This is a genomic window from Variovorax monticola (assembly GCF_051216855.1).
Lineage (GTDB): Bacteria > Pseudomonadota > Gammaproteobacteria > Burkholderiales > Burkholderiaceae_C > Variovorax.
In genome coordinates this window covers 189940-204395 of sequence record NZ_JBPJZP010000009.1, presented here as the reverse complement: position 1 = coordinate 204395, position 14456 = coordinate 189940, and the positions used below count along the sequence as shown (strand labels likewise).

General features: G+C 68.7%; 12 protein-coding genes. 5 read left to right on the top strand and 7 right to left on the bottom strand.

The window, feature by feature from the left end:
* Position 1 precedes the first annotated feature (1 nt).
* A complete protein-coding gene (locus tag ACSFA5_RS30410; RefSeq protein ID WP_435447773.1) occupies positions 2 to 973 on the bottom strand; it encodes a hypothetical protein in 972 nt (323 codons plus the stop codon).
* Positions 974 to 1049: 76 nt separating this feature from the next.
* Positions 1050 to 1739 (bottom strand): hypothetical protein, encoded by a 690-nt coding sequence (locus tag ACSFA5_RS30405; RefSeq protein ID WP_435447772.1) that lies wholly within the window; start codon positions 1737 to 1739, stop codon positions 1050 to 1052.
* A 383-nt stretch (positions 1740 to 2122) separates the two neighbouring features.
* Here ACSFA5_RS30405 and ACSFA5_RS30400 point away from each other — a divergent pair, with 383 nt between their 5' ends.
* The 5 genes from ACSFA5_RS30400 (at position 2123) to ACSFA5_RS30380 (ending at position 7790) form a co-directional block, all read left to right on the top strand.
* Positions 2123 to 2917, top strand: coding sequence for a LuxR C-terminal-related transcriptional regulator (locus ACSFA5_RS30400; protein WP_435440231.1), 795 nt, complete (start codon positions 2123 to 2125; stop codon positions 2915 to 2917).
* 8 nt (positions 2918 to 2925) lie between these two features.
* Positions 2926 to 3903, top strand: coding sequence for a sensor histidine kinase (locus ACSFA5_RS30395; RefSeq protein WP_435447771.1), 978 nt, complete (start codon positions 2926 to 2928; stop codon positions 3901 to 3903).
* 79 nt (positions 3904 to 3982) lie between these two features.
* On the top strand, positions 3983 to 6358 hold the full coding sequence (locus ACSFA5_RS30390; RefSeq protein ID WP_435447770.1) for a Tex family protein: 2376 nt from the start codon (positions 3983 to 3985) through the stop codon (positions 6356 to 6358).
* Positions 6359 to 6447: 89 nt separating this feature from the next.
* A complete protein-coding gene (locus ACSFA5_RS30385; protein WP_435447769.1) occupies positions 6448 to 6720 on the top strand; it encodes a type II toxin-antitoxin system Phd/YefM family antitoxin in 273 nt (90 codons plus the stop codon).
* Entirely contained in the window at positions 6717 to 7790 is a 1074-nt protein-coding gene (locus tag ACSFA5_RS30380; protein WP_435447768.1) for a patatin-like phospholipase domain-containing protein, read from the top strand. Before ACSFA5_RS30385 ends, ACSFA5_RS30380 begins: the two co-directional genes overlap by 4 nt.
* Here ACSFA5_RS30380 and ACSFA5_RS30375 read toward each other — a convergent pair.
* From ACSFA5_RS30375 to ACSFA5_RS30355, 5 genes are read right to left on the bottom strand one after another with little or no spacing between them, the layout of a single operon-like run.
* The gene (locus tag ACSFA5_RS30375) at positions 7754 to 8116 is read right to left on the bottom strand and encodes a hypothetical protein (protein ID WP_435447767.1); all 363 of its coding nucleotides are present in this window, start codon (positions 8114 to 8116) and stop codon (positions 7754 to 7756) included. The genes ACSFA5_RS30380 and ACSFA5_RS30375 overlap by 37 nt on opposite strands.
* Positions 8113 to 8496: a RidA family protein gene (locus tag ACSFA5_RS30370; protein ID WP_435447766.1), complete on the bottom strand. Its 384-nt coding sequence runs from the start codon at positions 8494 to 8496 to the stop codon at positions 8113 to 8115. The genes ACSFA5_RS30375 and ACSFA5_RS30370 overlap by 4 nt, the downstream gene beginning before the upstream one ends.
* On the bottom strand, positions 8493 to 9998 hold the full coding sequence (locus tag ACSFA5_RS30365) for an efflux transporter outer membrane subunit (protein WP_435447765.1): 1506 nt from the start codon (positions 9996 to 9998) through the stop codon (positions 8493 to 8495). The genes ACSFA5_RS30370 and ACSFA5_RS30365 overlap by 4 nt, the downstream gene beginning before the upstream one ends.
* A 20-nt stretch (positions 9999 to 10018) precedes the next feature.
* Positions 10019 to 13114, bottom strand: a complete 3096-nt coding sequence (locus ACSFA5_RS30360) for an efflux RND transporter permease subunit (RefSeq protein WP_435447764.1) — start codon at positions 13112 to 13114, stop codon at positions 10019 to 10021.
* Positions 13107 to 14291: an efflux RND transporter periplasmic adaptor subunit gene (locus tag ACSFA5_RS30355; protein WP_435447763.1), complete on the bottom strand. Its 1185-nt coding sequence runs from the start codon at positions 14289 to 14291 to the stop codon at positions 13107 to 13109. Before ACSFA5_RS30355 ends, ACSFA5_RS30360 begins: the two co-directional genes overlap by 8 nt.
* Positions 14292 to 14456 lie beyond the last annotated feature (165 nt).

Below are 14456 nucleotides of genomic sequence, written 5' to 3'. Positions count from 1 at the left end.
GTCATTGCGGGTAGTCCGTCGACCGCGGCGCGGCCGCCATGTCGCCGACCCCATCGCCCAGGAGGCGGGCGGCGCGGATGGCGGCAACGTCGGTCGGGTCGATGGCCGTCAGCGTGGCGCTGGCGACCGGCATCATCCTCACCTCAGCGACCTGCGTCGCGGCGGCGGCCACCGGCTGCGGTGCGGGCGCCGTGTCGGCGATGGGCGCAGGCGGCGCGGGCAACGGTGCCGTCGCGGGCACGGGGGCCGGCAGGGCGACCGGTTCGGGTGGCGCGATGGCGGCCACGGGCTGCTGCACAGGTTGCGGTGCCTGCGCCGCCGGGGCCGGGGGAGCGATCGGCGCCACCGGGGCCGGAGCCAGGGGAGCCATCGGCGCCACGGGGGTCGCCGCCACCGGTCGCGGGGCCGAGGGGGGCGCACCCGCCGACGAGGCCTGCGGACCGTAGGCGCCCACGCGCTCGTCCGCGCTCATCGACTGCGGGCACTTGGTGCCCGTCATCTCCAGCGCGGCCTGGGCTGCCGCGTCCATGCAGTCCATGGCGAGCGACGCGGCCTTCATGCCCTTGTTCCAGAGCTCGCGGCTCATCTTCAGGCGCTTGCAATGTTCGTCCGTCCAGGTGGTGCCGAAGCTCAGTCCGATGCCCGGGCCGTTCGCGCTCGCGCTGGTGCTGCCCATGCAGGTGTCGTTGCTGGTGGTCAGGTTGGGCCCGTTGACGGACGGCACGTTCTTGATCGTGTAGCTGCCCTGGTAATCGATGGTGCTCGTCGTGGCACCGGTGTTGTTGACGTTCTGCGTGCTGTTCAGCGTGGAGTTCACGGTGCCGGGGCTGGAGAACGTCACCGCCTGGTTGTTGCCCTGGGCCGACGTGGAGGCCGTGCTGGACGCCCCGTTGTTCGCGCCGCCGTTGTTGGTCGTTTGCGCCATGGCCGCCGCGGACACCGTCAGCAACGCAAAGAGAATCAGCTTCTTCATTTTTCGTCTCCTTTGATGACCGGGGAGGGGCGGGGCCCCTCCCCATTTCTGGTTCGACAACCGCTGTGCGTGCCGCTCAGGGAGCCGATGCCGCGGCGCCGGAGATCGCGATGCCGCCGGTGCCGCCACCGTTGCTGAAGGTGCCTGCGTTGCCGAAGTGGAAGTTGCTCACGCCGGTGGAGCCGCCGGTCGAACCTGCCGTGGCCGAGGTCGTGGTGCCGTTGACGAACCCGTTGACCGCGCCCGACGAGGCGTTGTAGCTCGACGTGGTGCCCGAGGTGCGCGTGACCACGGCCAGGCCGCCGCCAGGACCTGCTGCCGTCATGGCGGTGTTGTTGGTGAGGGAGCCGGCGGAGCCGCCTGCACCGCCGCTTACGCCATTGGCGCCGCCGGCTGCGTAGTTGGCGTTGGCGGCCGAGCCTGCGTTGGCGGAAGCATTGGCGCCACCCGCAGCGGCACCGTTGCCCGTCGTCATGGCCATGCTGGCCACGGTGCCCGTGGTGGTGGCGGCACCGTGCGCCGTTGCGCCCCCGATGGCGAAGCCCGGAATGGCGAATGCGCCGCCCGTGGCGCCGGCGTTGGCCGCCGAGCTGGAATTGGCCGCGTTGTAGCTCAATGCGCTGCCCGTTCCGGAGCTGGCGGCCGACGAACCTGCCGAGCTGGAGGAACCTGTCGTCGTGCTGGTGGCCGCGATGGCCGAGCTGCCCGTTGCCGAAGCAACGCCGCCGACCAGAACCACTGCGATGGCGATGAGAGTCTTCTTCATGATGCTGCCTCTATAGGTGTGTTGAAACAAACCTGATCAACCGGACCATCCGGCCATCAGCTACTGGTCAGTGCCGCGGAAAAAGATGCTTCCGTGACGACCGAGGTGCAGTTTCTGCGTCCGTTTGCCAACGAAAAATGCCCCAGGCTGGGTAATGCGAGGCTATGGCGAAAGGAGTGCCTGGAGCGGTTGCGGACCGTCACAGGAAACCGCTTCCCCACGCGGCAAGAGATGTAAAAACTACAACTTTGGTTGGACATACAGAGCGAGTCGCAACAAAATGCAACCGAAGTAATCAAAAAAGCTGAAAGTCAAAATCTGAGTAGAAATGAATTAACTTTTGGTCACGAACACGGTGTTCTCGTTGTTACAAAGGGGCTGGAATGGAAAGCGAAATCGACAATTCGTTGACAGACGTCGGAGCCAGGGGAACTAAATACTCCAATCCTGGACAGTTCGGTGGGTTGCTCTCGCCGTCCGCGGACACCCTTCCCTGGCCGGACTTTCTGACCGGCCAGCAAACCAAACCGGTACGTGTTCTCCTGGTCGACGACGACCCCTTCGTGCGGCGCGTCATTGCCCAGGAATTGCTGGGCGACCTGCGCATCCAGCTCGAAGGGCAGGCCGGCACGCTGCGCGAAGGACGCCGCCTGCTGCTGCAGCACGAGTTCGACGTGCTGATGGTGGACATCCGCCTCGGAGACGGCAGCGGATTCGAGCTCATCGAGGAGGCCAAGCGGCACCGCAGCGCGGCCGAGATCATCGTCATCTCTGCGCTCGAGGACGAGCCGCAGGTGCTGCATGCCTTCGAGCTCGGCGCGTCGGGCTACCTGGTCAAGAACGCGTGGTTCCAGAGCTATGCGCAGGCCGTGCTGCAGGTGGTCAACGGCGGGGCCGCCATCACGCCGCGGCTGGCGCGCCGGCTGCTCGTGCACCTCGACCACAAGCGCTCGAATGTCAACCCGGTGCGCCCGCCGGACAGCAAGGCGACGTTATCGGCGCGGGAGCGCGAAGTGTTGCGACTTGTAGCCACGGGATATGTGACCGAAGAGATCGCACTTCAGCTGACCATCAGCGCACAGACGGTTAACGCGCACGTCAAGAACATCTACCGCAAGCTGCACGCCCACACCCGGGCGCAAGCGGTGAGCTTCGCGTCTCACCGCGGTCTTTTGTAGGCCATGAGATGTTCACGCAGCAGGTCCTTTCCCTCCCGCACTTTCTGGAAGACCAGTACGTGTGGCTGTCGATCGGAACCTGGGCCGTGCTGCTGATCTGGCTGCGCCACCGCGCCTCGCGCCGGCGCGTGCTGATGTGGGCCGGCCTGGCCGGAGCGCTGCACCTGACGCCGGTGGCGGCGCAGGTGATCCGGGGCAACGCGGCCATCAACGTCATGGCGCATGACATGCCGCTCGCGTTCTGGACGCTGCAGGCCGTCAACCTGGTGGTGCTGACCGCGGTCGTCGGCATCGGGTATTTCTCGCTGCGCCGCGTCGCGCAGGGGCGCCAGTGGCGGGCGGTGATGGCCGAGCGCCGGCGCATCGCCAACGACCTGCACGACGGCGTCGGCTCCCGGCTGGTGGCCCTGCTGGCCAGCCAGGACCCGAAGGCCGCCCGCTCCGACGGGCTGTCGATGGCGCTGCAGGCCTGCCTGCTCGAACTGCAGATGACCGTGGACGACCTGGACGACCAGACCCATGCCACCGTGCTCGAACGGCTGGGGCACCTGCGCTACCGGCTGCGGCCCGCGTTCGAACGCATGGGCATCACGCTCGACTGGAACATCGCCCCCGACGCCCTGGAATGCACGGTGCGGCCCGACACGGCAACGCAGGTCTGCCGGGTCGTGCAGGAAGCCCTGTCCAACGCGCTGCGCCATTCCCGCGCGACCCGCGTCGAGTTGCGCGTCAGCCCGCAGGACCGTGCGCGCTCGCTGGTGCTCGAAGTGCGCGACAACGGACGCGGCCTGGACACGCCGGCCGGCGCGCCGGGGAGCCTGGGCAAGGGCCTGCGCAGCATGCGGTCGCGGGCCGATGCCATCGGCGGCGAGCTGGCTGTCATGGACCTTGATCCGCATGGCCTGTGCGTGAGGCTGGTCGTGCCGTGCCAGGCGTCGTCGAGCGAGCCGCACAGCGTGCTGCCCGAAGCCGAAAGCATGCTGTAACACGCGCGCCGGGCCACCCGGGCGGGGTGCGGGCGCGCCTATGGCAAACTCCCGCGCTTTGCCAGGGACGCGCTCAAGCATGCAGAAAATCATTCGCCAGCTCGCCGCCGAAATCAAGGTCGGCGAGCATCAGGTGAAGGCCGCCGTCGAACTGCTCGACGGAGGCGCCACGGTTCCATTCATCGCCCGCTACCGCAAGGAAGTCACCGACGGCCTGGACGACATCCAGCTGCGCGAGCTGGAAGCCCGCCTTTCCTACCTGCGCGAACTCGAAGACCGCCGCGGCGCGGTGCTCAAGGCCATCGACGAGCAAGGCAAGCTCACCCCCGAACTGCGCGCCGCGATCGAATTCGCGCCGACCAAGCAGGAGCTCGAAGACCTGTACCTGCCCTTCAAGCAGAAGCGCCGCACCAAGGGCCAGATTGCCCGCGAATTCGGCATCGAACCCCTGGCCGACAAACTGCTCGCCGACCCCACGCTGGACCCCGCCGCCCAGGCCCAGGCCTTCCTGAAGCCCGCCACCACGCTGGACGACGGCAAGCCGGGCCCCGATTTCTCGACCGTGCCGCTGGTGCTCGACGGTGTGCGCGACATCCTTTCCGAGCGCTGGGCCGAAGACGCCGCGTTGGTGCAGGGCCTGCGCGAGTGGCTCTGGAGCGAAGGCCTGCTGAAGTCGAGCCTGATGTCCGGCAAGGACGAAAACAACGCCGACATCGCCAAGTTCCGCGACTATTTCGAATACGACGAGCCCATCGGCCGCGTGCCGTCGCACCGCGCGCTGGCCGTGTTCCGCGGCCGCGCGCTCGACATCCTCGACGCCAAGCTGGTGCTGCCCGTGGAGCCCGAGCCGGGCAAGCCCAGCATCGCCGAAGGCCGCATCGCGCTGCACCTGGGCTGGAGCCACTCGGCGCGAGCCTCCGACGACCTGCTGCGCAAGTGCGTGGCCTGGACCTGGCGCGTGAAGCTGGCGCTGTCGACCGAGCGCGACCTGTTCACCCGCCTGCGCGAAGACGCCGAAAAAGTCGCCATCAAGGTGTTCGCCGACAACCTGCGCGACCTGCTGCTGGCCGCGCCCGCCGGTCCGCGCGTGGTGATGGGGCTCGACCCCGGCATCCGCACCGGCGTGAAGGTGGCCGTGGTCGACGCGACCGGCAAGCTGGTCGAGACCGCCACCGTGTTCCCGCACGAGCCGCGCAAGGACTGGGAAGGCTCGCTGCACACGCTGGGCAAGCTGTGCGCCAAGCACGGCGTGAACCTGATCGCCATCGGCAACGGCACCGCCAGCCGCGAAACCGACAAGCTCGCCGCCGACCTCATCAAGCTGCTCGAAAAAATGGCCGCACAGGCCGGCGCGCCTGAAATGAAGGTCGACAAGGTCGTGGTGAGCGAGGCCGGCGCATCCGTCTACTCCGCCAGCGAATTCGCCTCGCAGGAAATGCCCGACGTGGACGTGAGCCTGCGCGGCGCCGCCTCCATCGCGCGCCGCCTGCAGGACCCGCTGGCCGAACTCGTGAAGATCGATCCCAAGAGCATCGGCGTGGGCCAGTACCAGCACGACGTGAACCAGAGCGAACTCGCGCGCACCCTGCAAACCGTGGTCGAAGACTGCGTGAACTCGGTGGGCGTGGACCTGAACACCGCCAGCGTGCCTTTGCTGTCGCGCGTGTCGGGCCTGTCGGGCAGCGTGGCCAAGGCGGTGGTGCGCTGGCGCGAAGCCAACGGCGCGTTCTCCACCCGCAAGCAATTGCTGGACGTGAGCGGCTTCGGCCCCAAGGCCTTCGAGCAGAGCGCGGGTTTCCTGCGCATCCGCGGCGGCGCCGACCCGCTGGACATCACCGGCGTGCACCCTGAAACCTATCCGCTGGTCGAGCAGATCATCGTGAAGACCGGCAAGCCCATCGCCGAGCTGATGGGCCGCGCCGACATGCTCAAGACGCTGAAGCCCGAGCTGTTCGCCAACGAGAAGTTCGGCGTCATCACGGTCAAGGACATCCTGGGTGAGCTCGAAAAGCCCGGCCGCGACCCGCGCCCCGACTTTAAGGTGGCGCGCTTCAACGACGGCGTGGACGACATCAAGGACCTGGTCGAGGGCATGATCCTCGAGGGCACCGTGAGCAACGTGGCCCAGTTCGGCGCCTTCATCGACCTGGGCGTGCACCAGGACGGCCTGGTGCACGTGAGCCAGCTCAGCCACAAGTTCGTGACCGACGCGCGCGAGGTCGTCAAGACCGGCGACATCGTCAAGGTCAAGGTGATGGAAGTGGACGTGGCGCGCAAGCGCATCGGGCTGTCGATGAAGCTGGACGCAGCCCCCGCAAGGCGCGACGGTCCGCGCGACAACCGCTTCGAAGGAGCGGGGCGTGGCCAGCAGCAGCAAGGGCGGCGCGACAGCTCGCCGCAGCCGGCGGGGCAGATGGCGAGTGCGTTTGCCAAGTTGCAGGGGTTGCGCAAGTAGCAGAGCGGGTTGCGGCATCGGGGCTCGATGCCGCAGGCAGGCCGCACTACCGTTGAACCGTCACAAACCCATCTGATAGATCGACTGCCATGAAATCCTGGTCAGTGCGAAATGCGAAAGCGCAGTTCAATGAGATGCTGGACGCATGCCGGATTGAAGGCCCGCAGGCCTTGAGCAATCGTGGCGCCGTCGTCGCTGTGCTTGTACCAGCTGGCGAATGTGAACAACTTCAGGCAAGGCCCAAGACATCGCTCAAGGACCTGCTGCTTTCAGAGGGCGCTCGCACCGAATTTCTCGTTCCTGCCAGAGGTGTTGCGTGTGAGGGCCGCGCTGTGGGGGCTTTGAAGTCGGCCCGGCCATGAAAGCCCTGCGCATCTACGCCGGCCCCGCGGCCCGCAAGCACATCGAACAGCACGGCCTGCGCCCGCAGGACGTGCGCACCGTGCCCGGCGCGGCGGGCGGCCCCAAGGGCCTGATCCTCGGGCCGCTGGACCGGTTCATCTTCGGGCGCTGGCTCGCGCAGTCGAGCCAGCCGGTGCACCTGGTGGGCGCCTCCATCGGCGCGTGGCGGCTTTCGACGGCCTGCCTGTCCGACCCCGAGGCGGCGTTTCGGCGCTTCGAGCACGACTACGTGCACCAGCAGTTCGACGTGCCTTCGGGGCAGAAGCGGCTCAGCCCGCGGCAGCTCAGCGACCAGTTCGCGCAGGGACTCGAAGCCTTCTACGGCGGCCGCATCGGCGAGGTGCTGAACCACCCGCGCTACCGCCTGCACGTGGTGACCTCGCGCGGGCGCCACATCCTCGGGCGCGAGGGCAGGGCGCGCACGCCGGTCGGCTACCTGGGGGCCTTTGCCACCAACAGCCTGCACCGCAAGAGCCTGGGCGCGTGGTTGGAGCGCTGCGTGTTCTCCACGCCGGGTGCGGCCCTGCCTTTCGGCACGCGCGACCTGCGCACGCGCCAGCATGCGCTGAGCGAGGCCAACTTCAACCTGGTGCTGCAGGCCTCGTGTTCCATTCCGTTCCTGCTGGCGGCGGTGCACGACATTCCGGGCGCGCCGCGCGGCGCCTATTGGGACGGCGGCATCACCGACTACCACCTGCACCTGGACTACCAGCCCGCCGACGACGGCATCGTGCTGTACCCGCACTTCCAGCAGGCGGTGGTGCCGGGCTGGCTCGACAAGGGGCTGCGCTGGCGCCACAAGTCCACCGGCTTTCTCGACCGCATGGTGGTGCTGGCGCCCGACCCCGAGTGGGTGAGCTCGCTGCCCCACGGCAAGCTGCCCGACCGCAAGGACTTCATCCACTTCGCCCACGACACGCCGGCGCGCATCGCGGCCTGGGGACAGGCCACGCGCGAGGCGCAGCGCCTGTCCGACGAGTTCGAGGGCTGGCTTCAGCGCGACGGCGTGCCCGAACTGCTGCCGCTCTGAACCACCAGCGGCGCGGCGCAATCGAGGATGTTCACATGCACGGCATCGCCCACCGCGGGCACGGCGCCCGCGGGCAGGCGGCCCGTGCCCAGCGAGCGGGTGTGCACGCCGCCGTTGCGGTAGCGCACGACGGCATACGGAGCGGTGCCGTCGCCGGGCGAGCCGCAGTCGCGGTCGACGGTGCCCGCCAGGTCGGCGGCCCGGCCCACCGCAACGACCTGGGCGGCCCGCCAGCCGGCGGAATGATCGAAGGAGTGCGCGTCAAGCGCCGTGCAGCCGCCCAGCGCCAGCGCCCACAGCACGGCGGCCCGGCCGGCGGACCTCACGGCACAGCTCCCGTCGCTGGCCCGACGGCCGCCGTGGCCTGGATCTCGACGCGGTACTCCGAATCGATGAGCTTTGCGCCCACCGTGGCGCGTGCGGGCGTGTGGCCCTGGGGCACCCATTCGTCCCACACCGAGTTCATGGCCGCGTAGTCGCCCACCGTGCGCAGGTAGATCGTCACGCTCACCAGGTCCTTGCGGGTCGCGCCCTGGGTGGCGAGCATGTCGTCGATGTGGTGCAGGATCTCGCGCGTCTGCCCCGTGATGTCCAGCGACGGGTTCTCCGCCACCTGGCCGGAGAGGTACAGCAGGCGGGCGCTGCCCAGGTCGACGGTCACCATCTCGCTGAAGCGGGGGCCCATTTCGTGGCGAAGGATGTTCATGGCTGTGCCGGTTTTGGTGTGTGGGAGGAATCGGCGAGCTGCGCCGGCGCTGCGTTCCACCAGCCGCCGCCCAGTGCCTGGAAGAGGGCGGCCGCGTCCGTCAGCCGCAGCGCGCGTGCCTGCACCAGGTTGAGCTGCGCCTGCTGCTGGGCCTGCTGCGCCACGCGCAGCGACAGCGCGCTGGCGTCGCCCAGCCGCACCTGCATGCGCGTGCGCGCCAGGCTTTGCGACGCGGTGCGCTCCGCCTTCACGGCGGCCTGCAGCGTGCGTGTGTCGGCGTCGATCGCTTCGAGCGTGTTGGCCACGTCCTGGAACGCGCCGAGCACGGTGGCGCGGTACTGCGCGGCGGCCTGGTCGAACGCGGCGCGCGCGGCGGCCTCCTTGTGCTTGAGCGCGCCGCCGTCGAACACCGGCTGCGTCACGCTGGCCGCCAGCGTCCAGAACAGCGACGACGACTTGAACAGCTGCGACAGCGTGTACGCCGACGAGCCGTAGTTGACGCCCAGTGTCACGTTGGGCAGCCGGGCCGCCACGGCCACGCCGATGGCGGCGCTCGCGGCCTGCAGCTGTGCTTCGGCGGCGCGCACGTCGGGCCGGTGCTCCACCAGCGTGGACGGCAGCGTCAGCGGCAGTTCGGCGGGCAGTTGCAAGGCATCGAGCTCGAAATGCGCCGCCACGCCTTCACTGGGGTAGCGGCCCGCCAGCGTGGCGAGCAGGTTGCGCTGCTGCGCCAGTTGCTTGTCCAGCGGCGGCAGCGTGGCCTCGGTGGCGGCCAGCGAGGCCTCTTGGGCGTCGACGTCGGCCAGCGCCACCTGGCCCAGCGCCTGCTGCTTGCGGTAGGCCTGCAGCACCTCTTTCTGGTCCGCGATGATGGCCTGCGTGGCGCGCTGCTGGGCGCGCAGCGACGCCTCGGTGATCGCCGCGGCCACCACGTTGCTGCTGAGCGAGAGCTTTGCGGCCAGGGTCTGAAAGCGCTGCTGATCGGTCTGCGCCTGCGCGCCCTCGACCTGCCGGCGCGTGGCGCCGAACACGTCGGGCGTGTACGACACGGTCACCTGCGCCGTGTGCAGCGTGTAAAGGTTGGCGTTGGATGCCACCGGGCTCGCGACCGCACCGGCCACGCGCTGCCGCGTGGGCGAATAGCCCACCGCCACGCTGGGCCAGAAGGCGGCGCGGTCGGCGGCCTCGTTCTCCTGCGCCACGCGCAGCGCGGCGTCGGCGGCCTCGATGTTCGGGTTGCCAGCCAGGCTTTGCACGATCAGCGCGTTCAGCGGCTCCGAGCGAAAGGCCTGCCACCACTGGGCCGGCACGTCGAGGTCGGGCGACAGGCGGGACAAGGGCACGCCCTCGGCCTGCGTGGACTCGGGGGACGCGGCCGCGTACCCGCTCGGCAGATTCAGCGGCGGCCGCACATAGTCGGGCCCGACCGCGCAACCGCCCAGCAGCGCCATCGCTCCCGCCATCGCTGCAGCCATGGGGGTTGCAAGACTTGTCTTCTTCATGGTGTCTGTCTCCTGCGTCTTCACCGGTCACGCCGGGAGCGCGCACCCCAGCCCTTGCGCTCGAAGAAGCGTTCGAGCGCGAAAAACAGCGTCGGCAAAATGAACAGCGTCAGCAGCGTCGACACCACCAGCCCGCCCACCACCACCGTGGCCAGCCCGCGCTGCACGTCGGTGCCCACGCCGGTGGCCAGCGCAGCCGGCAGCATGCCGACCGAGGCCACCGTGGCCGTCATCAGCACCGGGCGCAGCCGCTCGGCCGCGCCTTCGAGCACCGACTCCTGCAGCGCCAGCCCCTCGCCGCGCACCCGGCGAAAGTTCGCGACCATGATGATCCCGTTCTGTATCGACACGCCGAACAGCGCGATGAAGCCGACTGCAGTTGCCACGTTCAGCGTTTCGCCCGCCAGGTGCACCGCGATCAACCCGCCCAGCGTGGCCATCGGCACCACGCCCAAAATGAGCGCCACCTGCCGGATCTTGCCGAACTGGAAGAACAGCAGCACCGCCATGATGCAGACCACGATGGCCAGCGAAATGCCCAGGCGCGACTGCGCGCGCTGCTGGTTCTCGAACTGGCCGGCCCACTGCAGCCTGAACTTCGCCGGATCGAACTTCACTTCCTTGGCGATGCGCTCGCGGGCTTCCTCGAGGTACGACGCCAGGTCGCGGTCGCGGTTGTCCACGCGCACAGTGATCTGACGCTCGTTCATCTCGTGCGAGATGGTGCTTTCGCCGGTCTGCAGCCGGATGTCGGCCACCTGCGACAGCGGCACCTTGGCGCCGCTGGAGCTGTTGAGCAGCAGCGCGCCGATGGCCTCGGTGTTGCCCTTGGCGCTCCTGGGCATCTTCACCGACACGTTGTAGGTCCGGTTGCCTGCGTACACCGTGATCACTGGCGCGCCGCCGATGCCGGTCTGGATGAGGTTGGCCACGTCGTTCGCGTTCACGCCGAAGCGCGCCGCCGCCTCGCGGTTGAGCTCGATCACCACCTGCGGAATCGGCGGCTCCTGGAACAACGACGCCGACGCCGTGCCGCGCACCGTGCCCAGCAGCTCGACGATCTGGTTGCCGATGCGACGGCTCTCCTTCAGGTCGTCGCCGTAGATGCGCAGCACCAGCGGGCTGTGCGCGCCGCCCACGGCGTCGTTCACGCCGTCGATGATCGGCTGGCTGATGCCCACGTCGAAGCCCGGCATGCGCGCGAAGCGCTCGGTGAGCATGCGCACGAAGGCGGCCTTGTTCACGCCCGCCGGCCATTCGCTGTAGGGCTTGAGGCCCACCGGCACTTCCATGTGCGAGGGCGTCCACGGGTCGGTGCCGTCGTCGTTGCGGCCCAGCTGCGTCACCACGTAGGACACCTCGGGGTACTCGAGCAGCACGTGGCGCAGTTCGGTCGCCATCTCGCTGGCCTTGTCCAGCGACAGGCCCGAGGGCAGCTGCACCTGCAGCCACAGCGCGCCTTCGTCGATGTCGGGCAAGAACTCGCGCCCGGCGGTGGCGCCCAGCACCACCACCGCGGCCAGCGCCACCGCGCTCACGGCGTAGGCGATGGACGGCGTGTTCAGCAGCCGGCCGAGCACGCGGCGGTACGCGCCCGTGAGCCACACCAGCGGCTTGTTGACGAAGGGCTTGCTGGGCTTGCGAAGCGCGACGTAGGCCAGGCTCGGAATGAGCGTCAGCGCGCACAGCAGGGCGCCCACCAGCGCATAGCCCACCGTGAAGGCCATCGGCTTGAACAGCTTGCCTTCCGCGCGCTCGAAGGCGAACAGCGGAAAGTACGCCGTGATGATGATCAGCGTGGCGAAGAAGATCGGTCCCGACACATGGCTCACCGTCTCCAGGATGTTGCCTTCGGTGAGCGTGGCGTTGGGTTCTTCCTCGCGTCGGCGAAGAATGGCTTCCATCACCACGATGGCACCGTCCACGATGATGCCGAAGTCGATCGCCCCCAGCGAAAACAGGTTGGCCGGCATGCGCGTGAAGTGCATCACGATGAACACCGTGACCAGCGACATCGGAATGGCCACGGCCGCCACCACCGCGCTGCGCGGGCTGCCCAGGAAAAGAATGAGCACGAAGCACACCAGCGCCATGCCTTCGAGCACCGTGTGCGTCACCTTGTCGACCGTGAGCTTCACCAGGTCGTCGCGGTCGATGTAGGGCACGATCTTCACGCCCATGGGCGCCAGCTCGGCCTGCAGCGCGTCGATTTTCTGGTGCACGCCTTCGAGCACGCGCGAAGGGTTTTCGTACTTGAGCATCAGCACGATGCCCTCGATGGTGTCGGGGTTGGTGTCCTTGCCCAGAATGCCGCCGCGTTCCTGGTGGCCGAACTGCAGCTGCCCCAGGTCGCGAACCAGCACCGGCGAGCCGCCGCTCTGCGCCACCACCACCGTGCCCAGGTCGTCCAGCGTGTGGATCTGGCCGATGCCGCGCACCACGTAGCTCTGGTCGCCGCGCGCAATGCGCCCGCCGCCGGCGTTGGCGCTGTTGTTGTTGATGGCCGTGACCACGTCGTTCAGCACCAGCCCGTATTTCTGCAGGCGCGCCGGGTCCAGCTCCAGCTGGAACTCCTTGGTGAAGCCGCCGAAGTTGTTGATGTCCACCACGCCGGCCACCTGCTTGAGCGCGGGAATCACCTTCCAGCGCTGCAGCTCCGACAGCTCCATCAGGTTCTTGGTGTCCGACTCCAGCGTGTAGCGGTAGATTTCGCCCGCCGGTCCGGCCACCGGCCCCAGGCCCGGCTGCGCGCCCGAAGGCAGCGTGACCTGCCCGATGCGCTCGGTCACGCGCTGGCGCGCGAAGTAGTCGTCGGTGCCGTCCTTGAAGCTCAGGTTGATCAGCGACAGCCCGAAGGTGCTGCTCGAGCGTATCGACGCCAGTCCCGGCGTGTTGCTCAGCGCGCGTTCCAGCGGCGTGGTGATCTGCTGCTCGATCTCTTCCGCGGCCAGGCCGTTGACCTGCGTGGTGACCTGCACCGTCACGTCGCCGAGGTCCGGGTAGGCCTCGACCGTCATCTGCGTCCACGACCAGGCGCCGAACAGCACCAGCGCGATCGACATCGCCCAGGCCAGGTGCCTGCGGCGAAAGAACTGGGTGATGATGAGATTAATCATTCAGCAGCACACCGCCACGCACCACCACGCGCTCGCCCGCGGCCAGGCCGCTGCGGATGCGCACGCTGTCGCCGTCTTCGCGGCCCAGCTCCACCATGCGGCGCACGAAGGTCCACGGTTCGGCCTCCACGAACACGCTCACGCTGTCGTTGTTCATCAGCAGCGCCGAAGCCGGCACCTGCGCCTGCGCCGCCTGCGGCACGCCGAGCACGGCGGTGGCATACATGTTGGGCTTGAACAGGCCCTCGGGGTTGGCGAACACGATGCGCGCGCGGGCGCGGCGCGTGTCCGCGTCCAGCACCGCGCTCACGAAGCCCACCTTGCCGCTGAAGCTGCGCCCCGGGTAGGCCGCCAGCGTGACCACCGCGTTCTGCCCCGGCGCCACCGAGCCCACCGCGCTCTCGGGCACGTTCACCGTGACCCAGACCGAATCGAGGTTCGACACGGTCATCAGCACCGCGTTGGCGTCGTTCAGGTTGGCGCCCGGGGCGGCGTTCAGGGCCGTCACGGTGCCGGCCATGGGCGCGACGATCTTCAGCACCTGTCCGGCCTGCGCGGACTGCGCTCCTTGCGCTCCTTGCGTGTTGCCGCCGTCGGCTCCCAGGCTGCGCAGTCGCGACTCGCTGCGGCGAAGTTCGGCGGTCTGCTGCACGACGCTGCTCTGCGCGGCCTCCACGTCCTTGGCCGCGTTGGAGCCGGCCTCGTTCACGCCGCGCGCACGCACCAGCGCGCGCTGCGCCAGGTCGAGCGCGTCGCGAGCCTTTTGCGCGTCGGCCACGGCCTGCGCCAGGTCGGGCGCGCTCAGGGTGGCCAGCACCTGGCCGCGCTTCACCGTGTCGCCCAGGCGCACTTTCAACTCGATCAGCTTGCCCGTCAGCGGCGGCAGGATGTTGACGGTGTTCGCCGGATTGGCCTCCACCGTGGCCGGCAGGCTCACGTCGTGCGGCGAGGTCTGCTGGCCCACCGTGGCCACCAGCAGCCGGTCGCGCAGCGGGGAGCCGGCCGGCACGCTCAGGCGATTGCCCTGGCGCACGAGCATCGGCGCGGGGGCGGCGGCCACCGCGGTGGCGGCATGGGCCGTGTGGTCGAACGCGTCGACGCACAGGGCCGCGCAGGTCAGCACACCGAAAAAGATGCGGGCGGTGGTGACCTGGTACAGGGATTTTTTCTTCTTCATCTCGGGCGTCCCTCTCGAGCGGGCGGTTGAGCAGCTGGACAGGCGCGCCGTGCACGGAATGCCTTCCCGTGCCCTCGATCCGCTCCCGTCCCCTGCGGGGGAGGATAGGAAAACGAGGCTGAAGAAGCTCCCAAGAAATCCTGAAGATTTCTTCAGGATCGGCCG